This window comes from Paenibacillus sp. BT-177 (assembly GCF_025846815.2).
Lineage (GTDB): Bacteria > Bacillota > Bacilli > Paenibacillales > Paenibacillaceae > Paenibacillus > Paenibacillus polymyxa_C.
In genome coordinates this window covers 908,158-930,912 of sequence record NZ_JAOYTP010000002.1, presented here as the reverse complement: position 1 = coordinate 930,912, position 22,755 = coordinate 908,158, and the positions used below count along the sequence as shown (strand labels likewise).

At 48.0% G+C, this 22,755-nt stretch carries 24 protein-coding genes; 17 read left to right on the top strand and 7 right to left on the bottom strand.

The annotated features are described in order from the left end of the window. Positions 1-242: 242 nt before the first annotated feature. The 9 genes from purM (at position 243) to OIU26_RS10375 (ending at position 8,639) form a co-directional block, all read left to right on the top strand. The gene (gene purM / locus OIU26_RS10415; protein WP_264216760.1) at positions 243-1,283 is read left to right on the top strand and encodes a phosphoribosylformylglycinamidine cyclo-ligase; all 1,041 of its coding nucleotides are present in this window, start codon (positions 243-245) and stop codon (positions 1,281-1,283) included. Further along, positions 1,283-1,897: a phosphoribosylglycinamide formyltransferase gene (gene purN / locus OIU26_RS10410; protein WP_264216759.1), complete on the top strand. Its 615-nt coding sequence runs from the start codon at positions 1,283-1,285 to the stop codon at positions 1,895-1,897. The genes purM and purN overlap by 1 nt, the downstream gene beginning before the upstream one ends. 130 nt (positions 1,898-2,027) lie before the next feature. Continuing rightward, positions 2,028-3,572, top strand: a complete 1,545-nt coding sequence (gene purH / locus OIU26_RS10405) for a bifunctional phosphoribosylaminoimidazolecarboxamide formyltransferase/IMP cyclohydrolase (protein WP_040102112.1) — start codon at positions 2,028-2,030, stop codon at positions 3,570-3,572. Positions 3,573-3,636: 64 nt separating this feature from the next. Next, complete coding sequence (gene purD / locus OIU26_RS10400) at positions 3,637-4,902, top strand: phosphoribosylamine--glycine ligase (protein WP_165082820.1); 1,266 nt, start codon at positions 3,637-3,639, stop codon at positions 4,900-4,902. Between the two features lie 124 nt (positions 4,903-5,026). Continuing rightward, complete coding sequence (locus OIU26_RS10395; protein WP_090736855.1) at positions 5,027-5,704, top strand: TetR/AcrR family transcriptional regulator; 678 nt, start codon at positions 5,027-5,029, stop codon at positions 5,702-5,704. A gap of 99 nt (positions 5,705-5,803) precedes the next feature. Next, a complete protein-coding gene (locus OIU26_RS10390) occupies positions 5,804-6,661 on the top strand; it encodes a transporter substrate-binding domain-containing protein (RefSeq protein WP_129548715.1) in 858 nt (285 codons plus the stop codon). An 87-nt stretch (positions 6,662-6,748) separates the two neighbouring features. Beyond that, positions 6,749-7,396: an amino acid ABC transporter permease gene (locus OIU26_RS10385; RefSeq protein WP_264216758.1), complete on the top strand. Its 648-nt coding sequence runs from the start codon at positions 6,749-6,751 to the stop codon at positions 7,394-7,396. A gap of 14 nt (positions 7,397-7,410) precedes the next feature. Next, positions 7,411-8,160: an amino acid ABC transporter ATP-binding protein gene (locus OIU26_RS10380; RefSeq protein ID WP_436449086.1), complete on the top strand. Its 750-nt coding sequence runs from the start codon at positions 7,411-7,413 to the stop codon at positions 8,158-8,160. Positions 8,161-8,213: 53 nt separating this feature from the next. Further along, positions 8,214-8,639, top strand: a complete 426-nt coding sequence (locus OIU26_RS10375) for an OsmC family protein (protein WP_013369486.1) — start codon at positions 8,214-8,216, stop codon at positions 8,637-8,639. Between the two features lie 149 nt (positions 8,640-8,788). Here the strand turns inward: OIU26_RS10375 and OIU26_RS10370 are convergent, their stop codons facing one another. The 5 genes from OIU26_RS10370 to OIU26_RS10350 form a co-directional block, all read right to left on the bottom strand. Then, a complete protein-coding gene (locus OIU26_RS10370; protein WP_264216757.1) occupies positions 8,789-9,766 on the bottom strand; it encodes an iron chelate uptake ABC transporter family permease subunit in 978 nt (325 codons plus the stop codon). Continuing rightward, positions 9,763-10,767: a FecCD family ABC transporter permease gene (locus tag OIU26_RS10365; protein WP_013369488.1), complete on the bottom strand. Its 1,005-nt coding sequence runs from the start codon at positions 10,765-10,767 to the stop codon at positions 9,763-9,765. Before OIU26_RS10365 ends, OIU26_RS10370 begins: the two co-directional genes overlap by 4 nt. Beyond that, the gene (locus tag OIU26_RS10360; RefSeq protein WP_025676827.1) at positions 10,764-11,750 is read right to left on the bottom strand and encodes an ABC transporter substrate-binding protein; all 987 of its coding nucleotides are present in this window, start codon (positions 11,748-11,750) and stop codon (positions 10,764-10,766) included. Before OIU26_RS10360 ends, OIU26_RS10365 begins: the two co-directional genes overlap by 4 nt. A 203-nt stretch (positions 11,751-11,953) precedes the next feature. Beyond that, a complete protein-coding gene (locus OIU26_RS10355) occupies positions 11,954-12,682 on the bottom strand; it encodes a response regulator (protein ID WP_013369490.1) in 729 nt (242 codons plus the stop codon). Next, positions 12,675-14,351 carry a sensor histidine kinase gene (locus tag OIU26_RS10350; protein WP_264216756.1) on the bottom strand — a complete coding sequence of 559 codons (1,677 nt, stop codon included), beginning with the start codon at positions 14,349-14,351 and terminating at the stop codon, positions 12,675-12,677. Before OIU26_RS10350 ends, OIU26_RS10355 begins: the two co-directional genes overlap by 8 nt. 161 nt (positions 14,352-14,512) lie before the next feature. Between OIU26_RS10350 and OIU26_RS10345 the strand changes: the two genes are divergently transcribed. Continuing rightward, a complete protein-coding gene (locus OIU26_RS10345; protein WP_264216755.1) occupies positions 14,513-14,806 on the top strand; it encodes a putative quinol monooxygenase in 294 nt (97 codons plus the stop codon). A 45-nt stretch (positions 14,807-14,851) separates the two neighbouring features. Beyond that, positions 14,852-15,676 (top strand): aldo/keto reductase, encoded by an 825-nt coding sequence (locus OIU26_RS10340; protein ID WP_264216754.1) that lies wholly within the window; start codon positions 14,852-14,854, stop codon positions 15,674-15,676. Positions 15,677-15,767: 91 nt separating this feature from the next. Here OIU26_RS10340 and OIU26_RS10335 read toward each other — a convergent pair whose 3' ends face one another. Together OIU26_RS10335 and OIU26_RS10330 are read right to left on the bottom strand one after the other, a co-directional pair. Then, positions 15,768-16,421 carry an SdpI family protein gene (locus OIU26_RS10335; RefSeq protein ID WP_264216753.1) on the bottom strand — a complete coding sequence of 218 codons (654 nt, stop codon included), beginning with the start codon at positions 16,419-16,421 and terminating at the stop codon, positions 15,768-15,770. After that, positions 16,418-16,729, bottom strand: coding sequence for an autorepressor SdpR family transcription factor (locus OIU26_RS10330; RefSeq protein ID WP_025676831.1), 312 nt, complete (start codon positions 16,727-16,729; stop codon positions 16,418-16,420). The genes OIU26_RS10335 and OIU26_RS10330 overlap by 4 nt, the downstream gene beginning before the upstream one ends. 212 nt (positions 16,730-16,941) lie before the next feature. Here OIU26_RS10330 and OIU26_RS10325 point away from each other — a divergent pair, with 212 nt between their 5' ends. The 6 genes from OIU26_RS10325 to ilvA all read left to right on the top strand — a co-directional run bounded on the left by OIU26_RS10325 (position 16,942) and on the right by ilvA (position 22,712). Further along, positions 16,942-17,553, top strand: coding sequence for an alpha/beta hydrolase (locus OIU26_RS10325; protein ID WP_264216752.1), 612 nt, complete (start codon positions 16,942-16,944; stop codon positions 17,551-17,553). A 73-nt stretch (positions 17,554-17,626) separates the two neighbouring features. Next, the gene (gene tlp, locus OIU26_RS10320) at positions 17,627-17,851 is read left to right on the top strand and encodes a small acid-soluble spore protein Tlp (protein WP_013369497.1); all 225 of its coding nucleotides are present in this window, start codon (positions 17,627-17,629) and stop codon (positions 17,849-17,851) included. 238 nt (positions 17,852-18,089) lie between these two features. Then, positions 18,090-19,382, top strand: a complete 1,293-nt coding sequence (locus OIU26_RS10315) for an ABC transporter substrate-binding protein (RefSeq protein ID WP_264216751.1) — start codon at positions 18,090-18,092, stop codon at positions 19,380-19,382. A gap of 27 nt (positions 19,383-19,409) precedes the next feature. After that, positions 19,410-20,372 carry a carbohydrate ABC transporter permease gene (locus OIU26_RS10310; protein ID WP_013369499.1) on the top strand — a complete coding sequence of 321 codons (963 nt, stop codon included), beginning with the start codon at positions 19,410-19,412 and terminating at the stop codon, positions 20,370-20,372. A 3-nt stretch (positions 20,373-20,375) separates the two neighbouring features. After that, the gene (locus tag OIU26_RS10305) at positions 20,376-21,215 is read left to right on the top strand and encodes a carbohydrate ABC transporter permease (RefSeq protein ID WP_013369500.1); all 840 of its coding nucleotides are present in this window, start codon (positions 20,376-20,378) and stop codon (positions 21,213-21,215) included. Positions 21,216-21,425: 210 nt separating this feature from the next. Then, positions 21,426-22,712 carry a threonine ammonia-lyase IlvA gene (gene ilvA, locus OIU26_RS10300; RefSeq protein WP_025676833.1) on the top strand — a complete coding sequence of 429 codons (1,287 nt, stop codon included), beginning with the start codon at positions 21,426-21,428 and terminating at the stop codon, positions 22,710-22,712. Positions 22,713-22,755: the final 43 nt, after the last annotated feature.

The window sequence follows — 22,755 nt, the reverse complement described above, 5'->3', positions numbered from 1 at the left end:
GACGTGCCCCTGCCGCCGTCACTACCAAAGGCGGCCACGCATTAAAGCGTGTCCTTGTGAATTGCGGGAAGATCCGCAACTCACAAAGGAAAACACGCGACGCTCAGCACGAACCACCACCAAGCAGCACCCAATCCTACGCATCTGACCGAATCTTGAGGGGTCCAGGGGGAGCATCCCCATGGAATCCTCCCTGCTAGGGAGGACTTAGGAGGGTCAATCATTTGAAGGAGTGTTCATGAATGTCCGAAGCATACAAAAACGCAGGGGTAGATATCGCTGCTGGTAATGAAGCAGTAGAACGGATGAAAAAGCACGTTAAACGTACCTTCCGTCCAGAAGTGCTCACGGACTTGGGCGGATTCGGTGCGTTGTTCGGTCTGAATAAAGATAAGTACGAGGAGCCTGTACTTGTGTCCGGTACTGACGGTGTCGGCACGAAGCTGAAGCTTGCTTTCGCAATGGATCGTCATGACACCATCGGCATTGATGCAGTTGCGATGTGCGTAAACGACATTGTCGTAGGGGGCGCGGAGCCACTCTTTTTTCTCGATTATCTCGCCTGTGACAAGGTTATACCTGAGAAAATCGAAGCGATTGTCGCCGGTATTGCCGAGGGCTGTCACCAGTCAGGTTGTGCGTTGGTCGGCGGTGAAACCGCAGAAATGCCGGGGATGTACAGCGAGGGCGAATATGATATTGCCGGATTCACGGTAGGGATTGTAGATAAAAGCAAAATCATTAACGGCAGTTCCATTGCTCCTGGAGATACCGTAATCGGACTAGCTTCCAGTGGCGTTCACAGTAATGGTTTCTCACTGGTTCGCAAGCTGTTATTGGAACAGCAAGGTTATGATTTGCATGATGAAATCGAAGGCTTGAATGGCAAACTGGGCGATGTACTGCTGGAGCCTACGAAAATTTATGTGAAATCTGTGTTGGCATTGCTGGATAAGGTAAGAGTAAAAGGCATGGCGCATATCACTGGTGGCGGTTTTATTGAAAATATCCCTAGAGTGTTACCGGATCACGTCAATGTTGATATACAATACGGCACTTGGCCGATTCTTCCGATCTTCCAGCTCATGCAGGAAAAAGGCGAAATCTCCAACAAAGACATGTTTACGACTTTCAATATGGGGATTGGAATGGTGATCGTTGTCGGTGCAGAGCACGCACAGACCGCACTGGAAGTTCTGAAGGAACAGGGTGAAGCTGCGTATGTGATCGGAAAAGTAACGGAAGGCAGCTCTATCGTGACCTTTACAGGAGCCGAGGTGTAATGAACGAGTACCGGATTGCTGTTTTTGCATCAGGCGAAGGGACGAACTTTCAGTCTTTGGTGGATGCGGCCGCGCGGGGTGAACTGGGCGGCGCCTCGGTAGAACTGCTCATCTGTGACAAGCCTGCGGCTCCTGCTGTAGCTAGAGCACAGAAAGCTGGAATTGCCTGTCATACTTTTCGTCCTAAAGATTATCCTGCCCGAGAAGACTATGAGCGTGAATTAGTGGCTTTGCTGGAGCAGAAATCGATTGATCTCATCGTGTTAGCAGGCTATATGCGTTTGCTATCTAGTGTTATAGTTGATGCGTACGCTGGGAAAATCATTAATATTCATCCGTCGCTGCTTCCGGCATTTCCAGGGAAAGATGCTATTGGACAGGCATTAGCCTATGGGGTCAAGGTAAGTGGGGTCACCGTCCATTTTGTGGACGGGGGGATGGATACTGGTGCGATTATTGCCCAACGTGTCGTGGAAGTTCACGATCATGATACAGCGGAATCCTTATCCACAGCTATTCAATCCGTGGAACGTCAGCTATATCCTGAGGTAGTTGGCAGACTGGCCCAAGGCAAAATCCAATTGAATGGCCGCAAGGTGAACTCACTTCTCTAAAGATAACTGTAATTTGTCATATCATTGTCCTAACAAGGATACTGTACAGGCATTTTCCGATATTTCTCGGGAAATAAATTGATAGAAGAGAAATTTGCAAAATTCTGAAAGAGCTAAAGGAGGAGACAGGGTGAGTATTAAAAGAGCGCTCGTCAGCGTATCAGATAAACGGGGAATCGTAGAGTTTTGCCGTGAGTTGTCCAAATTGGGTGTGGAGATCGTTTCGACAGGGGGAACGAGCAGCTTGCTGTCGAAGGAGGGTATTCCTGTCATCGGTATTTCAGAGGTAACGGGATTTCCAGAAATTATGGATGGACGTGTTAAAACACTCCACCCTGCGGTACACAGCGGTTTGCTGGCTGTTCGGGATAATGAAGAGCATCAGCGTCAAATGAAGGAGCTTGGATTGGATTATATCGATCTGGTCGTTGTGAACCTGTATCCTTTTGCGGAAACGATCGCCAAACCCGGTGTAACCTATGAGGACGCGATTGAAAATATCGACATCGGCGGTCCAACGATGCTCCGCTCAGCGGCAAAAAACCATGCTTTTGTCAGTGTAGTGGTCGATGCTGATGACTATAGCACTGTACTGGAGGAAATACGTAAGGATGGCGACACGGAGCTAAATACCCGTAAGCGTTTGGCTGCAAAAGTGTTCCGTCATACGGCGTCATACGACGCTTTGATTTCCGATTATTTGTCGAATGTGACAGGCGACCCGCTGCCTGAGCGTTACACTGTAACCTATGAAAAAATTCAGGATTTGCGTTATGGCGAAAATCCTCATCAACAGGCGGCATTTTACCGTGAGCCATTGGCGGCCAAGGGTACACTGACAACAGCAAAGCAACTTCACGGTAAAGAGTTGTCTTACAATAATATCAATGATGCTAATGCAGCCCTGCAAATCGTCAAAGAATTCAGCGAGCCGACAGTAGTTGCAGTTAAGCATATGAATCCTTGCGGTGTGGGAATTGGCGGCAGTATTTATGAAGCATACAGCAAAGCTTACGCAGCAGATCCAACTTCGATTTTTGGCGGCATCGTTGCGGCTAACCGGATTATTGATGGTGATACAGCGAACAAACTGAGTGAAATCTTTTTGGAAATTATATTGGCACCGGGCTTCACGAAAGAAGCATTGGAGATTTTAACGAAAAAGAAAAATATCCGTTTGCTTGATCTGGGTGAGCTTTCCCCGTCTGAGGCGAAGAGCCGTTTCGTCGTGACTTCCATTGAAGGTGGCATGGTTGTTCAGCAAAATGACGTTCATGCTGTAGACCCGGATGCACTTACGGTTGTAACAGAGCGCGCGCCATCCGAGGAGGAACTGAAACAACTTTTGTTTAGCTGGAAAGTGGTTAAACATGTGAAATCCAACGCCATCGTACTGGCGGCAGATAATATGACCATTGGCGTAGGCGCAGGACAAATGAACCGTGTCGGAGCAGCCAAGATTGCAATCGAGCAGGCCGGTGACAAAGCAAAAGGTGCGGTACTGGCATCGGATGCATTTTTCCCGATGGGCGATACGCTGGAGTTGGCAGCTAAAGCAGGCATCACGGCAGTCATTCAGCCGGGCGGCTCCATCAAAGACGAAGAATCCATCAAGGTTGCTAACGCATATGGCATTGCTATGGTCTTTACGGGCGTACGTCATTTCAAGCACTAAGTTGCGTGAGTTGTGGATGCAGCACACCTGAACGATCATACTGGGAGCGGGAGGAATCACCTGAATGGATATTTTGGTTATCGGAGGGGGCGGCCGCGAACATGCAATTGTATGGGCGCTGAAGAAAAGCCCCAAGGCCGGACAAATCTATTGTGCGCCAGGTAATGCTGGTATTGGACAATTAGCGGAGTGTGTGCCGATTCCGGTGAGTGAGTTTGACGCACTGACAGAACTGGCGGAATCCAAAAAAGTCGGACTGGTCGTGGTAGGCCCCGATGATCCGCTGGCAGACGGCATTGTGGATGCCTTTGAAGCCAAAGGCATCCCAGTATTCGGACCGCGTAAAAATGCGGCGGAAATTGAAGGTAGCAAAATCTTCATGAAAGATTTGCTGCATAAATATCAAATTCCGACAGCAACTTATCGCAAATTTTATACCTATGAGGCAGCACATGCCTACTTAAAGGACCAGCCGATTCCGGTGGTCATTAAGGCCGATGGACTGGCAGCAGGCAAAGGCGTGACAGTCGCTTACTCAATGGAGGAAGCGGAAAGGGCTCTGTCCGATATTATGGTGGCAAAGGTATTTGGAGAAGCGGGCGCACAGGTCGTGATCGAGGAGTTCCTCGCTGGACAGGAAATGTCGATTCTTTCCTTTGTTGACGGTGAAACGGTACGGCCGATGGCAGCGGCGCAAGATCACAAGCCGGTTTTTGATGGTGACAAAGGACCGAACACAGGTGGCATGGGAACATATTCCCCGCTGCCTCACATAGCCAATTCCATTATTGAGGAAGCCATTGAGACGATTATTAAGCCGACGGCCAAGGCTATGGTTGCTGAAGGACGCCCGTTCCGTGGTGTTTTATTTGCTGGACTGATGATTTCGCCGGACGGCAAGCCGAAGACCATTGAGTTTAATGCACGTTTTGGTGATCCAGAAACACAAGTCGTATTACCTCGACTAAAATCCGATTTGCTCGATATTTTTCTCGCAGCGGTGAACGGCACACTGGATCAGGTGGAGATCGAGTGGAAGGATGAAGCTGCGGTGTGCGTGGTGCTGGCATCCGGGGGTTACCCTGCAGCTTACGCCAAAGGAGTACCTATCCACGGACTGGACCAGGCAAACGAAGCTATCGTCTTCCATGCCGGAACAGGCATCAACGAACAGGGTGAGTGGGTCACGAACGGCGGACGCGTGTTAGGCGTGGTTGGTTTGGGACGTGACATTGCCGAGGCACGGGACAAAGCTTACGAACAGGCTGCTCATATTACCTTTGAAGGCAAGCAAAACCGTACAGACATTGCGGCAAAAGCATTGCTATAACAGCAATATATAGGATACAGAGGACCTCTTCGGAGGTCCTCTTTTTCGTTTGACAAAAGTATACTTATCCTATAGGATTAAAAATACAAAACTGACTGACTGATCAATCGGGAGGAGGAAACCCATGCAGCCACGCAAGGCGAAGCAGCCCAAAACCCTTTCGAATGACTCACCTGTTGACCACGGGGGAGAAGAAACAGACCGCAGAACACAGCTTCTTCACATTGCGTTAAAGCGGTTCGCTGAGCAGGGTTATCACCAAACGAAGATTTCAGATATCGTGGTGGAGGCAGGAGTAGCTCAAGGCACATTTTATTGGCATTTTAAAAGTAAAGAGGCCTTGGCGCTGGAGATTATCGCTACAGGTCGTGAACAGCTTTTGTCAGCGATCGGGCAGGGGTATCGCCGTGATGCGGGAACACTGGCTGATATGGTTAAGGCATCGGAAGCGCTGTTTGTTCGGCTATTTCATTTTGCATTCGAGAACCGTTATCTGATGGGTTTGCTGCTGATCGGCAGTGGTGTCGATGAACCAGTGAGGCAGAGCATCCGTGAAACAAGGACTGCGATGGAGCTTGCATTCCGGCGCAATATGGAGCGAGCGATCGAGCTGAACATGTTGCCTGCCGAATTAGATGTCGAATTAAGGGCAGCACTACTCATGAGCATGATCGAAGGTGTCATTATACGCTGGCTATTCGGTTCAGAGGGAACACATGACCATATCAAGCAGGTATCCGCTACAAGATTGGCAGAAGAGGCTGCTAATTTTGAATTTTACGGACTATTAGGCCAAAGCTAGACGATCAACATCGCATGAATGAGTAGTGGGCAACAAATAATATAGCCCAATTACACATACAAACTTAAACATTTACATCTAGACAGGAGAGAACGATACATGAAAACACGTAAAAAAGGATTCTTGGTGACCACACTCATGGCTCTGGCATTGTTCAGCCTTGTGCTGAGCGCTTGCGGTACAAAGCCAGAAGCTTCGAATACTAGCAATGGAGCAGGCAGCAGTAACGAGGCAGCCGCCAATCAGCTCGAAGCCATCAAGAAGGCTGGTGTAATGAAGGTAGGCATGATGGGTACTTACCCGCCGTACAATTTCTTGAACGACAACAAGGAGTTGGACGGGTTTGATGTGGATATTGCCAAAGAATTGGCGAAACGGATTGGAGTAAAAGCGGAGTTCACGGCACAAGAATTTTCGGGACTGATTCCAAGTTTGCAAAAGAAAAAATTCGATGCAGTGGTTAGCCAGGTGGCGATTACAGAGGATCGTAAGAAGGCCATTGACTTCACAGATCCCTATATCACCAATAATGTGAATATTATCGTGAACAGTAAAACCAATGACATTACGACGTTGGAAGACTTTAAAGGCAAAACCATTGGTGTCGGCTTGGGAACAAATGATGAGTCTTATCTGCGCAACGAGGTGCTGCCAAAGATAGGCGATTTTGAGATCAAAACATATGATGATGTTATTACTTCATTGAAGGATCTAAACTCTGGTCGTATTGATGCAACCATTAACAATCTGTATGCTCTTAAGCCCATTATCGACAAAAACGGATTTCAAATTAAAGCTGTAGGCGAGCCGATTAAATCGGATCAGGCGGCTGTAGCTATTAACCAGAAAACTCCTGAGCTGAAGGAAGCTTTGAACAAGGCTCTGAAGGAAATGAAGGAAGACGGCACTTACAAAACAATTTTCAAAAAATGGTTTGGCGAGGAGCCAAAAGAATAACGTAAGCCTGTTACAGGCGTCTGGCTCCAGTCATGGCTTTTATGCTGACATGGGGCTACTCGTCTGAAAGAAGGGAATATATAAACGATGCTTGAATTAATGTGGGAGAACGTCCCTTTTTTATTGAAGGGTGCTTACTATACGCTGTATATAACGATTGTTTCTATGTTGTTTGGTCTAATTATTGGTTTGATTGTTGCAGTAGCGCGCTTGAAGGGGAATCGACCTATTCGTTGGTTGGCTCGCATGTATGTATCGATCATCCGGGGAACGCCGGTTTTGGTGCAGATTGCGGTCATTTATTATGGTCTGGATGATTACGGAATATCATTTGGATCGTTAACGGCTGCTTGTCTCGCGCTCAGTATTAATACAGGGGCGTACTTATCGGAGACGTTCCGTGGAGCTATTTTAGCCGTACCGCAGGGACAGACCGAGGCCGCTTATGCTACGGGAATGTCGCCTGGTCAAACGATGTGGCGTATCATTCTTCCGCAGGCGGTACGCATTGCAATTGCACCGATGGGGAATACGTTCGTGGGTATGCTTAAAGAAACGTCGCTGGTGTCAGTTATCGGGGTCAGTGAATTGATGCGGCAGGCACAGCTTTTACAGGCGCAGTATTTGCTCTACATGCCGTTTCTGCTCGAAATTGCCCTGATGTATTGGATTATGAGCATTGGATTCTCCGCTATACTGGAGCGGGTAGAAAAGCGTCTGGCTCGAGCTTATTAAGGTGGAGATGATAGATGATGATAACAACAAACGGATTAGGTAAACGATTCGGACAGGTAGAGGTTCTGAAAAGCATAGATTTTCAGGTTGCCGCTCGTGAAATCGTCGTATTGCTCGGTCCCAGCGGCTCTGGTAAAAGTACCTTGCTGCGCTGTCTGAACGGTCTAGAAGAGCTGTCTTCCGGCAAGTTTGAGGTGAACGGGATTGAGGTTGATGCTACATCTCCTGTTCGTGCCCGCCAAGCGGCCATTCGTGATATTCGCAAGCAGACGGGGATGGTGTTCCAGCAATTCAATCTGTATCCTCACAAAACAGCTATCGGCAATGTCATTGAAGGACTGCTGACAGTAAAGAAAATGCCGCGCGATAAGGCTATGTCTATCGGACAACAGCTATTGAAGCGAGTGGGCTTACTGGATAAGCAGGATGTGCATCCAACTCGTCTGTCCGGTGGACAGCAGCAACGGGTAGCTATTGCACGTGCACTGGCGATGGACCCAGCGATTATGCTGTTCGATGAGCCTACATCGGCGCTTGATCCCGAACTGGTGGGTGAAGTGCTGGGAGTTATGCGGGAGTTGGCTCAAGACGGAATGACGATGGTCGTCGTGACTCATGAAATGAAATTTGCCCGCGAGGTGGCCGACAAGGTTGTATTTATGGCAGATGGAATCATTGTGGAAGAGGCTGCGCCACAGGCATTTTTTGATGCTCCCCAGCATGAGAGGACACAAAAGTTTTTGCGTCAAATTAGCGAATTTTAAGTTAGATCGAGAATAAATCATAGATCACTAAGATGGAAAGAAGGCAATTGATTATGAAAGTATCTACAACTTGGCATGGCAAACGCGCGTTTACATCGGAAGGACCATCCGGTTATTCCGTAGGGATGGATGCTACGGCGGCTTATGGCGGTGATGGTAAAGGGATGACACCGATGGAACTGCTGCTTGCGGGTCTGGCGGGATGTATCGGTATTGATATTACGATGATTTTGGATCGTTTTTTGTCGGACATTCAGCGAATTGATATTGATGCAGAAGGTACGCGCAAGGAACAAATGCCAACGGGGTTTACAGCGATTGATCTGACATTCCACGTGGACGGAGATATTCCAGACTACCGTGTATGGAAAGCGATTCAGATGGGTAAGGAAAAATATTGTGCAGTATCCGACTCCTTAAAAGCGGAAATTCGGATGCACCTCATTTTGAATGGAACAGAAGTACCCTATCCAGCGTAAGTGTTGAGGGGTGAGGAGAGTCAGCCTGTGTTATATACAGGCTGACTCTCCTTTTTTATGTTATCTGAGATCAGTGTACAGGTGGGGAGGTAATGCAGCTAAACGCTACGTTATCGTGCAGCGTTTAGCTGTAATGGAGAACATGTCCTTTATCCGCTGCTTTTTTGCTTGCGTTCCCGTAGCAAGAGATACAGGAAATAGGGCGCGCCAATCACGGCTGTCACGATGCCAGCGGGAATTTCGAGCGGCGGCTTCAGCCCCCGTCCAAGCGCATCGGCAAGGACGAGAATCAGGGCACCGATCATGGCTGCGCCGGGCAATAGATAGCGGTGGCGATTGCCAAACAAACGCCGCGCCAGATGTGGTGCCAGCAGTCCTATAAAGCCGATGGAGCCGATGGCAGCGACACAGGAAGCAGCTAAGGCCACGGATACGGCCAGCAGTCCTGTGCGCATACGCTTCACGCTAAGTCCCAAGCCAGCGGAGCTTTCCTCATCCAGACTCATAATATCCAGCTTGCGCTGTAGCGTATAGGCGAGAGGCAGCAATACAATTAACCACGGCAAAAGTCCATATACTTCATCCCAGCCTTTGCCCCACAGACTTCCAGCTAGCCAAGTCAGCGTATCGCTGGCTTCAAGTGGATATTTGATCAGAATATAATCGGTTGCAGCCTGAAAAATAGCACCTACCGCCAGCCCGGTTAAGGCTAGCATGTTAGGACGCATGCCTCCCTTCATCGAAAGCTGTACGAGCAGTAGTGCAGCTAATCCGGCACCGACAAAGGCAGCTACAGGCAGTAGCGCCACGGGGGAGGAGGGGAGCAGCACGATGACGAGAACCGCAGCAAAGCCGGCTCCCTTGGATACACCCACCACATCCGGCGAAGCCAGTGGGTTGCGTATCATGCCTTGCAGCAGCACGCCAGCTAATGCAAGGCCAGCACCGGCCATGATGGCCAGCAGGCCACGAGGCAGTCGGTAATGGTGAACGATGAACCAGGAAGAGGCATTTCGGTCAGTCAGAGCGGCGATCAGCTCAGCGGGTGTAATGTAGGTGCTGCCCACGCCGATAGCTACAAAGGAAACACACAGCATTAACACGAGTAAAATCCACAGCTTTTTCATCGTGAAGCCCTCCCGTTCTTGTGCGCCAGATATAAAAAGAATGGCGCGCCCACCAGCGCAGTTACGATACCAACGGGCGATTCATAAGGAAAGGCAATAAATCGTCCAAGCACGTCTGCATATGTCAGCAGCAGAGCTCCGCAGATTGCAGACAGGGGGATGACCCGTTTGTAATTATCGCCTGTAAACACCTTGATGATATTCGGCACCATCAGGCCCACAAAGCCGATAGACCCGGCTACCGCTACAGCAGAGCCTGCCAGCATAATAACTGAGGCTGAGGCCAGTAAGCGGACAAGACGTACATTTTGCCCCAGTCCCTGTGCGACCTCTGTACCGAGGCTAAGCACAGATAGCGAGGGGGCCAGTGCCAGTGCAAGGATCATACCGACGGCGAACCAGGGCAGCACCAGACGCGTATCGGCCCAAGTGGACCCGTCGATGGCTCCGGCGAGCCAATACAGTACATCGGATATTTGCTCGTTAAACACGAGCAGTCCCTGAGTGACAGAGGCCAGCAGCAGATGCACTGCCATCCCGGCAAGGGCCAACTTGACTGGCGTCATGCCCGCCGTTCCGGCCAGCGCATATACGAAGGAGCCGCCTGCGATCGCTCCGGCAAAAGCAAAATAAATGCTGCCGGACGACCCGATATTCGGCAGCAGCACGACCGACAGAACGACAGCCAGCGAAGCACCAGAGCTGACTCCAAAAACCTGCGGCGAAGCCAGCGGATTGCGTGTGATAGCCTGCATCAGCGCTCCGGCCACGGCAAGCCCGGCGCCGACGATCAGCCCAATGACGGCACGTGGTAGGCGTATCGTCAAGATAATGAGCTGATCCTTGGACGGATGCTCGGTGAACAGCGCAGTCAGCATGGTGGGGATGTCCATCCTGACTGGGCCAATTGCCACGCTCAGCAGCAGTCCAGCCAGCAGCGCGAATAGAAGTGCAAAGACGACCGGCTTATTTAGCCGGTCGCGTAAGGCTTGTCCGATCAACGGGAGCCGTCTCCTTTATTTTGCGCGGGATACAGAAGCGAAATGGCTTGCTCCAATATTTTCTCGGCAGAGCCGAGTCCACGGTACCGGGTCCACAGTGCCCGGTTTACTTCGTAAACTTCCCCTTTTTTCACGGCCGTAATGTTTTGCCATAACGGATTTTGCTTCCATTCCGCAAGCAGCTTCTCATCGGCTTCCACCAAGAAGATCACATCTGGATCAGCTTGTGCAATCTGCTCCAGTGTCAGCTTGACTGTAGGCTCGCTTGTATTTTGAAGCGCATTGTGGATGCCTGCTTGCTCCAGCAGTTGTCCATCGAAAGATGAAGCGCCGTGAGCCGATAGTGAATCCGAACGGAATACCCCAAGCAATACGCTGCGTGACTCACCAGCTTGGATGCCTTCTTTCAGCTTTGCCATGGTAGCTTTATGTGCTGCCAGAATTTGCTCACCCTTTTCCTTCTCACCCAACGCGTCAGCGATAACGCCGAAGGATGCCAGGTTTTGTTCATAAGAGGAATTGCGGCTCTTAAGAACAATGGTAGGAGCAATCTCACTTAGTTCTTTGTATATGCTCTTATGACGGTTTAGATCAGCAATAATCAAATCGGGTTTCAAGGAGCTAATCGTTTCCAGGTTCGGCTGTTTGCGTGTGCCGACAGGTGTAAAGTCGATTTTTTTACCAAGCAGACCATCGATATCATCCTCATTTTCCTGAGCTATGCCGACAGGCATCACACCCAGTTGGGTAGCGGCATCGACAAAAGAGAATTCCAACGTTACGATTCTTTTAGGTTTGCCTGTAACTTTGGTTTCTCCCATCTCATGTTTGATCGTTCGAGTGTCGCCTGTGGTTTGAGGTGCTGCTGCATTATTATTTTGTGATTGGCCTCCACATCCCGCCATAACGGCTGTCAGTAGTACCAGAATCGCTGCAAGCAGCATGCCTGTGCGTAGTGGTAGTGGCTGTTTTGGTGTTGCCATGTATTGTCCCCCGTTCCAAATATGCTTACCAGAGAAACTGATAATCATTATCAATCAACTAACTGTTGATCATTCTAGCAACCGGGAAGGGGGACGTAAATAATGTGATCATTTAAACCATTTTAGCCTATTAAGCGAATTAAGTTCATTAAAATCACAACCGAGGAGAGAGGAAGGAAGGACCGAACGGCAGAATTGGTGGTTTATGCATTTTCCTGCCGTCTGCGATAGATACGCTCCGGTCTGCCGACGGTTCCGTATACCTGATCATGGTGCGCATCGCCACTTTCAACTAAATATTCCAGATACCTTCTGGCGGTAGATCGGCTCATACCTAGCTCAATTCCCACTGTACCCGTAGTAACTTCACCTTGTCGATTCAGGAGATCAAGCACCTTTTCGCAAGTGACTTTATCAATGCCTTTGGCCCATAGCTCTCCGACTCCGTTACCCGTCATCCGACCCGTGCCCGCGCTTTGTAGCAGACGGTCAATTTCCGATTGCTCCACCGTAGATTGTTCCTCTTGCCATGTTGTGACCTGGCGCCGAAAACGGGCATATTCCTCTAAGGTCGCTCGCAATCTTTCGAATACGAGCGGCTTTACGATAAAATCAAATACGCCTGCGCGAACCGCTTGTACCACAGTTTCAGCTTCTTTGGCGGCAGTCAGCATAATGACATCTGTACCCGGATAGTGTTGCTTGATGAACGATAGCAGGGTTAGACCATTCGTATCGGGAAAATAAACATCCAGCACGGCTAAAGACGGACGCAGAACATCTAGTTGGAGCTTTGCCTCAAATTCGTTCGTTGCTATTGCACATACAGTGAACCCGTCCACCTTTTCAATAAATCGTCGGTTAATCTCCGCAATTCGCGGATCATCTTCAATAATAAGAACCTCAATGTCAGATAAAACCCGCTCATTCATGGACGTAACCTCCTTTTGCATTATTGCTCCCCGTGTCTGTCCTATTTAAAGGAATGTATACTTCAAAAATGCTACCACCACCAGGCCGTTCATGTACTTTTATGGAGCCACTCATTCGTTCGGTGTACTCCTGCACGAGAGCGAGGCCATATCCGTGTCCTGCCTCTGCTTTGGTTGATGCTCCCTTAACGAACAGTTTTTCCTGGATATCCTCTGAAATACCCGATCCATTATCTGCAACTTCGACGATGATGGCTTCAGTCATTTCTTCAAGCCGGAACCAGACCTGTCCGTCAGGTATAGAGCCTATCGCAACTGCTTCCATAGCATTGTCCAGCAGGTTTCCGGCAATGGCACCAAGAAGCGACCACTCCAACGTAGGAGACGGAGTTGAAAATGCTCCTTTAATATATGAATGGAGTACAATCCCTTTTTCCAATGCCTGTTTTTTCTTGCTGATCAGCAGGCTGGCGATGATTGAATCAGGTGAAAGAGAAGAGGAAACGGAACGATGTACACGATACTCCTCCGATTCCTGAGTAATAAAGTCCACTGCTTCGTCATAACACTCCAACTGAATCAGACCGGATATGAGATATAGCCGATTGGTATATTCATGTGTTTGTGATCGCAGCACATCCGCGTAATCCTTGACCTCCGTCAACTGCCGCGTCATGCGAAGCAACTCTGTTTTGTCGCGCAGACTGGCAACCGTGCCTAGCATTCGTCCGAATCGATCCTTGATCGGCACACGGCTAACGACTACGACTCGTTGTTGGATCTCAATTTCCTCATTGAATACGTTCTGTTCCTGATCGGGCTTCATGCTTGGACTCTTCTCGATAAAATCTGTAGCAAGTACATCTGCTAGTTGATCTGCAGCGCCCGCCAAGTGACGAAGCTCGCATCCATAGAGGCTAGTTTCCGGGGGAAGGCCCAGCAAACGGACGGCTTGTGGATTGGCAAGTGTGACTTGTCCACTGCTATTAACCGCGATAATCCCTTCGCCTATGGATTCGAGAATGGCTTGCTTTTCCTGATACAACCGTCCAATCTCTACTGGCTCCAGCCCATGCAGTTCGCGCCGAACCCGTCGTGCTATAACCAGACTTCCTAAAATGCCGAGCATCAGCGCGCCTACCATGAACCACAGCCATGTATATGTGTATGTACGAATATTTTGCGCCACATCTGTCATCAGGAAACCTACAGAGACGAGTCCGATAGCTCGGCCTTGTTCATCATAGACTGCGGTTTTGGCTCGCAGTGACGGTCCGAGAGAGCCGGTGGATTCCGTAATAAAGGACTGCCCTTGCAGCACCTTAGTATTCAGCGGGTCCATCATAGGCTGCCCGATGCGTTTCGGGTTAACATGCCATTGACGAATGAGATGACGATCTGCAATCGTAATAAAATCAGCGCCGCTGCTGGCTTGGACAGGCTTCACTGCTTCGTTGATTCGAGCACGTAATTGCGTTGTATCGGTCTGTTCTAGAGCCTCCCTGACCTGTGCATCTACCGCAAGCGTATTGGCCACGGTCAGTGCCCTTTTCCCAATCTCTTCGTACAAGGCGGAGGTAATCATATAGCGCAGGGATAATCCCAATAGCCCGGTAACGACCAGCACTAAAAGGGATATGAATACCATTAATTTCGTCTGAAAACGCACATGCCTTCACCGCCATTAAACAAAATATAGGAGCAGTTGATCAGCCGATAAACACCCCAATACAATTCATTTTACTGTATTCGAGAAACGGCCGCACTTTTAATCTATCGAAAGAATGGTCTATAATAGAAATAGTTACATAATACGAGGAGGAAAATATTATGATTATTATTCATGCTGATATGAAAGTTTTACCAGAAAAGAGAGAGAGCTTTTTGCAACAAACCCAAGGGTTGATCAGCGCATCCCAAGCTGAAGAAGGCAATGTACGCTATACGTTAATGCAGGATTTGAATGATCCCAACGCATTTACGATGGTTGAAGAGTGGAAGGATGCCGCAGCTGTAGATTTCCATAACAAGTCTGCCCATTTCCAGGCATTTGTTGCTGCAGCTAAAGAATTGTTGGCTGCGCCGCTTGAAGTGAATGCTTTTCAGGATGCGACTAAACTGTAATCATCCCGTTGGATAATTCATAACTAGGAATAGGAGGAGATAGACATGGGGAATATTGCGGATACAGCTTTACTAAATAACGGAGTTCAGATGCCTTGGCTTGGTTTTGGTACGTACAAGGCGGAAGGTAATGAGGTCTACGAAGCAGTCAAAACAGCCATTGAGGTCGGTTACCGTCACATTGATACGGCGGCGATCTACGGCAATGAGGAACTGGTCGGACAAGCCATTCGTGACAGTGGAGCGGCCAGAGAAAATCTGTTTGTGACCACTAAGCTATGGAATCAAGATCAGGGCTACGATTCAACACTGCGTGCCTTCGAGGAAAGCCGCAAGCGGCTGGGCCTGGACATTATTGATCTGTATCTCATTCATTGGCCTGGCAAGGACAAGTACAAGGAAACTTGGAAGGCGTTCGAGCGGCTGTATGAAGAAGGAAGCGTACGCGCAATCGGAGTGAGCAACTTCCAAATTCACCATCTCGAAGACCTCCTGAAAGACAGCAATATTGTGCCTGTTATCAATCAGGTAGAGCTTCACCCGCGTCTGACACAGCAAGACCTGCATCAATACTGCCGGGAGCACCAGATCCAGCTTGAATCGTGGAGTCCTCTGATGAAGGGGAAACTGACGGAGCAGGCAGACATTGTTGAGATTGCTGTTAAATACGGGAAAACGACTTCTCAGGTTATTTTGCGTTGGCATCTGGATCGGGGGATTGTGACGATTCCCAAATCGGTTACCGCGCATCGTATCCGCGAAAATGCCGATTTGTTCGATTTTGAACTGACGACTGAGGATATTGACCGAATCAATGGTCTTCATCTGGATGAGCGTGTAGGCACCCATCCCGATAAACTGTTGTTTTAATTGAATATGTAGATGTATAAAGAACCTCCCATTCTGCTTTTATTGCGGTTTGGGAGGTTCCTTTTTTAGGTTCAGGTGTGGCTTTGTCTATTTACTTGTTTAGCTTACGATACAACAAGTAAGAATAGAGTACAGGAGAGATAGCGGATATGATCAGTACGGTTAGGAAAATGACTACTCCCGCCATTCCACCGACCCATGCCGCCACCAACGCTGAAGCACCGCCAAGCATCATCATAGGCCCCCCGAAACGGTGCGTTTTACGCCATACCTCGGGATTAGACAGAGTCCACGGCGTGCGGATACCGAACGTATAGTTCGGCTGTACCTGAGTCATATAATTCCCCATCACTATCAGCATCAGGCCTATTAACCCTAAAATTATAGCATTCATTTGTAGGTGTATGTTCAGGTTATACAGCAGCATTCCCCATCCAGCTACAGCGAGAACCACAGAAACCCCTGCACGCGTAACTTCATAGGCTTTTGAAAATTTCTCATAATTAGCTTTGTTGGGGTCCATGTAGCGTGCCAATCGAATGACCAGCGGGACCAAGCCCAACAGCACGAGCATGATAATAGAACCAATTTTGCTCGTATACCCGTCTGCTGTATTGTTAAAGTTAATATGCGAGGCTAGAACATCGGGAAGTCGGTCGTACAGCAGTATCGCGCCTATGGCGGGTGATAAGGCAATCAAAGTTGTCAAAACATCCGTCAAGCTCCAACGTGTTCGAAATTTCATTCAGATTCCTCCCCATCCTTAATATGATTCCTATTTTTTTTCGCAGGGGTATCGGAGTGGGCGATACTGAACATCCAACCGATCACATCCGCCACAACCGTTGTATGCAGGGTGTAGATAATGTTTTGCCCCTGTCGTTCATCCAGCACCAGCCCAGCCTGCTTCAGGATATTGAGATGGTGGGAGATGCTGGGTTTGCTAATTTGAAAATGTTCAGCTACTTCGCCTGCGCTCATGCTTTTTTCCTTTAAAAGCTGCAAGATTGTACGCCGGGTCGGATCAGCCAAAGCTTTGAAGGCATCGTTCAAAATACATTTCCTCCTTTAGATATTTAGATAATATTCTAAATATCTAACACCATAGTAAAATACAGCTATACTACATGTCAATGGAACAAGACATCATTTTAGAAAAAATGAACGAGGTCAATTATGTTTGTGTAAAGCAGTGAAATGGGCTATAATCAATTTATACAAAAAATAAGATTCTTAATTTAAAGTTAATTAGAGGAGGGATAGATATGAAACACATTTTCCGTAAAGGAAATGATCCGCAAGCCCCGGTTATTTTGCTGTTGCATGGTACCGGCGGGAATGAACAAGATTTGCTACCCTTGGCTGATATGGTAGCACCGGGAGCATCTGTGCTGGGCGTGAGAGGTAATGTATTGGAAAATGGGATGCCGCGCTTCTTTCGCCGTTTGGCTGAGGGGGTATTCGATATTGAGGATCTCGTATTTCGTACCAAAGAACTAAGCGAATTTGTAGATTCAGCTGCAGAGCAATATGATTTTGACCGTAACAACGTGGTGGCTCTGGGCTATTCCAATGGAGCCAACATAGCGGCCAGTATGCTCTTTCATGATGCAAAAGCGCTACGTGGGGCCATTCTCCATCATGCCATGGTGCCATTGCGAGGGCTGCAACTGCCGGACTTGAACGGTGTCCCTGTATTTCTGTCTTCTGGTGAAAATGACCCGATTGTTCCAGCGGCGGAATCTCAGGAGCTGCAAGCCCTGCTGGAGGGGGCCGGAGCGCAGGTGGAAGCCTACTTGGAACGCAATGGTCATCAATTGACTCGCACTGAAGCCGAAGCAGCAGGCCAATGGTTTGGAAAGCATTTTAATGTATAAAATAACTCGATAACGATCAAGCTACGGTTTAGCGCTCTAGTGAGCGATTCTATGATTAGGAGGCGTTAAACCGATGGCAAAACCGGATAATCGAGCAGATAATGTGGAGCATTTGCAACAAAATATTCAGAATACATTGCAGAATCTTCATGAGGCTGAAGGATACCTAAACGAATTTTCCTCTGAAATCAGCAATGAGGAGCGTAAGCAGATCGAAGAAAAAAATAATCGTCGTAAACAAAGTATTAGATCATTTCGAGAAGAAGTGAAAGACGAAGCAGCACATTCGCAAGAGTAGTTAATATAGCGCGACCCAACTTTGAGTTTCAATTGAAGTTGGGTCGTTTTTTTTATGCAGAAATCATCATATTCCCATCCAATTCATTTTCCCCCTATAATGCAATGAGATCTGTTTTACACAAAAACGAATTTTTTTTGAATAATGTTGTTGTAAACTAATTTGTATTGATGTTAAATAATAAAAGAAAGCGCAATCATTTACGAATTAGGATTTCATCATGCGAAGGGGGAAGGATATGCTGCTGCGAAGAAAAAGCATGGCTTTGATGCTTATGGCGGTGGTTTTGATGGCTGGACTGCTGCAAGGTTGTTCTTTCAAGAGCGATGAAAAGGATGGGCCGGGAACAGAACTTGTATTGTGGACTTTCAATGAACTGCATGAGAAGTTTTTTCTGCAAATGGCTGACCAATGGAACCAACAGCACCCTGATCAATTGATTAATTTGAAAGCGAATACATTTCCTTATGACAACCACCACAGCAAGCTCTCGATTGCGTTGCAATCAGGGGTGGGAGCGCCGGATATCGCGGATATTGAGGTGAACAAGATTGGTAATTTCCTCAAAGGAATACCGCAACTGGTCCCGCTCAATCCGGTGATTGACCATGAGATCAATAACATTGTGCCTTCCAGAGTACAGATTTACGGCAAAGACGGTAAGTATTACGGTATTGACTTCCACGTTGGAGCCGAAGTGATGTATTACAATAAAGAGATTATGGATCAGGCGGGGGTAGACCCGGATTCCATCGTTACCTGGGCAGACTATGCTGCTGCTGGCAAGCAAGTGCTGGCAAAAACGGGCAAGCCGATGGCAACCTTGGAGACCAATGACCTGTGGAGCTACTGGCCGATGATCTCACAGCAAAATTCAGATTTTTTGGATGATAAGGGCGAGTTGACGCTGGATAACGAAACCAATATTAAAACACTTGAGTTTCTCCAACAGATGATAAAAGACAAGATCGCTATTCCCGCACCGGGCGGCGGGCATCATATGGAGGAATACTACGGGTTTATGAACAAAGGCGGGGCCGCTTCGGTGTGGATGCCGATGTGGTATATGGGACGTTTTACGGATTACATGCCTGACTTGAAAGGAAAAATCATCATTAGACCGATGCCGGCGTGGGAAAAAGGCGGCTATCGCTCAGCAGGTATGGGCGGGACCGGAACGGTAGTCACGAACCAGTCAAAGCACCAGGATTTGGCGATGCGTTTTCTAGCCTTTGCCAAGCTGTCCAAGCAAGGGAATGTGGAGATTTGGAAGCAGCTAGGGTTTGATCCCATCCGCAGTGAAGTGTGGACAATGCCGGAAGCCAAAGCCAAAAATAAATTTACGGAGTATTTCGGAACGAATATTTTTGACACGCTGATCGAAGTCAAAGATGAGATCAATGCGGTGCATATCGGACCGAAAACGCCTGACATCGCCAGTGCTGTACGCAATAAAATACTTTATCGGACACTACAGAGTGGCGAAGATCCAGCCACGGTGCTGCATGAGCTAGCAGATGAACTGAGATAGACCCCAACAGGAAAGGGAGTGAGATTCATGGCAACGCCCGTTCATACGAACGCTAATGTACCGACAGGTCAGCCGCCAAAAACTCAGCGTCCGACCAGAAGTCAATGGAGCCGATTTATTCATTCCAGTCGTACGGCACCGTATGTATTTGTCCTTCCATTTTTACTGTCCTTTGCACTGTTTTTTGCGTATCCGGTCATCTCGACGGTCATTATGAGCTTTCAGGAAGTTCTGCCGGGGATAACAACTTACGTGGGCCTGGAAAATTATAAGGATTTAATGAATCCTACATTTGGAAAAGCGATATTGAACAGCGTCCTGTACACACTGCTTACACTGGTCGTGCTGATTCCTCTGCCACTGGTACTGGCGGTATTGCTGAATTCGCCTAAAATGCCGGGCAGAGGGCTGTTTCGCTCCGTGATGTTTATACCCGCACTAACCTCAGTGGTGGTAGCAGGAACAATCTTCCGACTCATGTTCGGGGAGTTGGACGGCTCGCTGATGAACTCTCTATTGGGGTTATTCGGTCTTGAGCCTTACAAATGGCTAATGAACGCGAACACCGGCTTTTTAGCGTTGATCGTGCTGGCCTTATGGAGATGGCTAGGCGTAAATATGCTGTACTACATGTCGGGACTCCAGAACATTCCTCCCGAGTTGTATGAAGCTGCACAGATTGATGGAGCCAGTCGTTTCGATTCATTTTGGCGGATTACGATTCCTATGCTGAAACCCGTGACGATCTACGTATTTACGATTAGTATTTATGCCGGGTTATCCATGTTCACCGAGAGCTATATGTTGTGGAACGGAAATAACTCCCCGAATGATATTGGGTTAACGATTGTTGGCTATCTCTATCGCCAAGGTCTGGAACAGAATAGTATGGGCTTTGGAGCGGCAGTGGGCATTGTATTGCTCGTATTCACATTAGTACTGAACCTGATCCAGCTCAAATTTTTTGGCATGTTTCGGAAGGAGGATTAAGCGATGGCTCAGAAACAAAAAGGCCCATTATCCGCATTTCTCGTTGTCCTGTTCATTCTGTTTGCCGGGTTCGCCCTGTTTCCGCTATTTGCCGTGACGCTTGCCTCATTCAAGCCATCAACGGAGCTGCTGCGCTATGGCTTGAATCTCAAGCTGGAGTGGGCCATCATGTCCTTGAAAAACTATGCGTTCATCTTTCAGGGGACGACGGATTATTTTCAATGGTACTGGAATAGTCTTGTCATTACCGTCTTGTTTACGGTGTTATGTCTGATATTGTCCGCAATGGTCGGGTATGGTCTGGAGATGTATCGTTTTAGACTGAAAAATGTGATTTTTACATTGGTGCTGGTCGTGATGATGATCCCGGTAGAAATTATCATGCTGCCACTTTACAAACTAATGATCGGTATGAAGCTGATCAATACGGTATGGGGTGTGATTTTGCCGTTTGTCGTTGCACCGATTCCGATCTTTTTCTTCCGTCAATATTTGAGCGGAGTACCCAAGGACTTTATGGATGCTGCACGAGTTGACGGCTGTTCAGAGTATGGTATTTTTGTGCGGATTATGATGCCTCTGATGGCACCTGCCTTTGCGGCAATGGCTATTTTACAGGCTATGAACAGTTGGAATAACTTCCTGTGGCCGATGATCGTATTGCGTACTAACGACATGCTGACACTGCCAATCGGTCTGTCCAGTCTGCTGACGCCATATGGCAACAATTATGATGTGTTGATTGCCGGATCAGTCCTGGCTATTTTGCCGATTCTCGTCGTGTTTCTGTTCTTCCAGCGTTACTTTATTGAAGGGATGACTGCAGGCGGGGTAAAAGGGTAATCATTACGGTGCTGAATGAGTCGATTGAATACTGAAATGTATAGAGTCAGGAAAGGCGGGTCGGGCATTGTCTCGACCTGCTTTTTTTATGGATTCAATGATTTTCATTCTCATTTTCATGGCTATCAACTGCACAAGCTATAGGTAAACGTGGTATGATGTTTGAAAGATTTCAAATACAGAAATATTCAGGCGGAGCGTGGAGAACCTATGGAACCAACAGAAACCCAGAAAACAGAACCGGCCACGGCGTCAACCGTTGGCATGGAGGATATTGTACGAGCGCATCATATGCTGCGTGAGGTGATTGTTCGTACACCTTTACAGAGGGATGCCGTCCTATCGGCCAAATATAACTGTAATGTGTATCTGAAGCGAGAGGATCTCCAAGTTGTGCGGTCCTTTAAAATCCGTGGAGCTTACAACATGATCCGCAGTTTGACTCCTGAGCAGATGGAAAAAGGGATCGTGTGTGCGAGTGCGGGTAATCATGCACAAGGTGTGGCTTTTTCATGTAACGCGCTCGGCATCCATGGTAAAATATTTATGCCGAGCACAACGCCTAATCAGAAGGTGAAGCAGGTACGTCGCTTTGGCGGAGACAGTGTAGAGGTTATTTTGACCGGAGATACATTTGACGATGCTTATGACGAGGCTATGAAGGTGTGTAGCGAGCAGGGAATGACCTTCATCCATCCGTTCGATCAGCCGAAAATTATCGCGGGTAATGGTACGATTGCGATGGAAGTGATGGAGAGTCTGGATACACCTGCGGACTATATGTTCGTGACGATTGGCGGCGGCGGTTTGGCGGCAGGCGTAAGCACATATGTTAAAACTGTGAGTCCGACCACCAAAGTAATCGGCGTAGAGCCCCTGGGCGCAGCATCAATGACGGAAGCGATGCGTTTGAACAAGGTCGTTACACTGGAGCAAATAGACAAGTTCGTTGACGGGGCTGCGGTGAAGCGAGTGGGTCAGTTAACGTATGACATTTGTAAACATACCTTGGATGATATTGTGAAGGTACCGGAAGGCAAGGCATGTACAGCGATTCTGGCGCTGTATAATGAAAATGCGATTGTTGTGGAGCCTGCGGGCTCGCTGCCTGTAGCAGCACTTGATCTGTATCGTGAGCAGATTCAAGGCAAAACAGTAGTCTGTATCGTCAGTGGTGGCAATAACGATATTGATCGTATGCAGGAGATTAAGGAACGCTCCCTGATATACGAAGGGCTAAAACATTATTTCATGGTGAATTTCCCGCAAAGAGCAGGGGCACTGCGTGAGTTTCTTCAGGAAGTGCTTGGGCCGGACGATGACATTACTAGATTTGAGTATACGAAAAAGAATGATAAAGAAAATGGCCCGGCGCTGGTCGGTATTGAATTGTTACACAAGGAAGACTATCTTCCTTTAATTGAACGAATGAATCGCAAAGGGCTTAACTATACGGAATTGAACAAAAATGAGAATTTGTTTAATATGCTTATCTAACAAGGAGCCTACGGGCTCTTTTTTTTGTATATGCAATGTTATG

Excerpts from the sequence above, each read along its gene's own strand:
- OIU26_RS10325 (WP_264216752.1), top strand. The coding sequence starts at position 16,942 with ATGAAACACATTTTCCGTAAAGGAAATGATCCGCAAGCCCCGGTTATT.
- OIU26_RS10305 (WP_013369500.1), top strand. The coding sequence starts at position 20,376 with ATGGCTCAGAAACAAAAAGGCCCATTATCCGCATTTCTCGTTGTCCTG.
- ilvA (WP_025676833.1), top strand. The coding sequence starts at position 21,426 with ATGGAACCAACAGAAACCCAGAAAACAGAACCGGCCACGGCGTCAACC.
- OIU26_RS10335 (WP_264216753.1), bottom strand. The coding sequence starts at position 16,421 with ATGAAATTTCGAACACGTTGGAGCTTGACGGATGTTTTGACAACTTTG.
- OIU26_RS10390 (WP_129548715.1), top strand. The coding sequence starts at position 5,804 with ATGAAAACACGTAAAAAAGGATTCTTGGTGACCACACTCATGGCTCTG.
- OIU26_RS10370 (WP_264216757.1), bottom strand. The coding sequence starts at position 9,766 with ATGAAAAAGCTGTGGATTTTACTCGTGTTAATGCTGTGTGTTTCCTTT.
- OIU26_RS10375 (WP_013369486.1), top strand. The coding sequence starts at position 8,214 with ATGAAAGTATCTACAACTTGGCATGGCAAACGCGCGTTTACATCGGAA.
- OIU26_RS10380 (WP_436449086.1), top strand. The coding sequence starts at position 7,411 with ATGATGATAACAACAAACGGATTAGGTAAACGATTCGGACAGGTAGAG.
- OIU26_RS10355 (WP_013369490.1), bottom strand. The coding sequence starts at position 12,682 with ATGAATGAGCGGGTTTTATCTGACATTGAGGTTCTTATTATTGAAGAT.
- OIU26_RS10385 (WP_264216758.1), top strand. The coding sequence starts at position 6,749 with ATGCTTGAATTAATGTGGGAGAACGTCCCTTTTTTATTGAAGGGTGCT.
- OIU26_RS10345 (WP_264216755.1), top strand. The coding sequence starts at position 14,513 with ATGATTATTATTCATGCTGATATGAAAGTTTTACCAGAAAAGAGAGAG.
- OIU26_RS10360 (WP_025676827.1), bottom strand. The coding sequence starts at position 11,750 with ATGGCAACACCAAAACAGCCACTACCACTACGCACAGGCATGCTGCTT.
- purD (WP_165082820.1), top strand. The coding sequence starts at position 3,637 with ATGGATATTTTGGTTATCGGAGGGGGCGGCCGCGAACATGCAATTGTA.
- purN (WP_264216759.1), top strand. The coding sequence starts at position 1,283 with ATGAACGAGTACCGGATTGCTGTTTTTGCATCAGGCGAAGGGACGAAC.
- OIU26_RS10315 (WP_264216751.1), top strand. The coding sequence starts at position 18,090 with ATGCTGCTGCGAAGAAAAAGCATGGCTTTGATGCTTATGGCGGTGGTT.
- purM (WP_264216760.1), top strand. The coding sequence starts at position 243 with ATGTCCGAAGCATACAAAAACGCAGGGGTAGATATCGCTGCTGGTAAT.
- OIU26_RS10395 (WP_090736855.1), top strand. The coding sequence starts at position 5,027 with ATGCAGCCACGCAAGGCGAAGCAGCCCAAAACCCTTTCGAATGACTCA.
- OIU26_RS10340 (WP_264216754.1), top strand. The coding sequence starts at position 14,852 with ATGGGGAATATTGCGGATACAGCTTTACTAAATAACGGAGTTCAGATG.
- OIU26_RS10310 (WP_013369499.1), top strand. The coding sequence starts at position 19,410 with ATGGCAACGCCCGTTCATACGAACGCTAATGTACCGACAGGTCAGCCG.
- tlp (WP_013369497.1), top strand. The coding sequence starts at position 17,627 with ATGGCAAAACCGGATAATCGAGCAGATAATGTGGAGCATTTGCAACAA.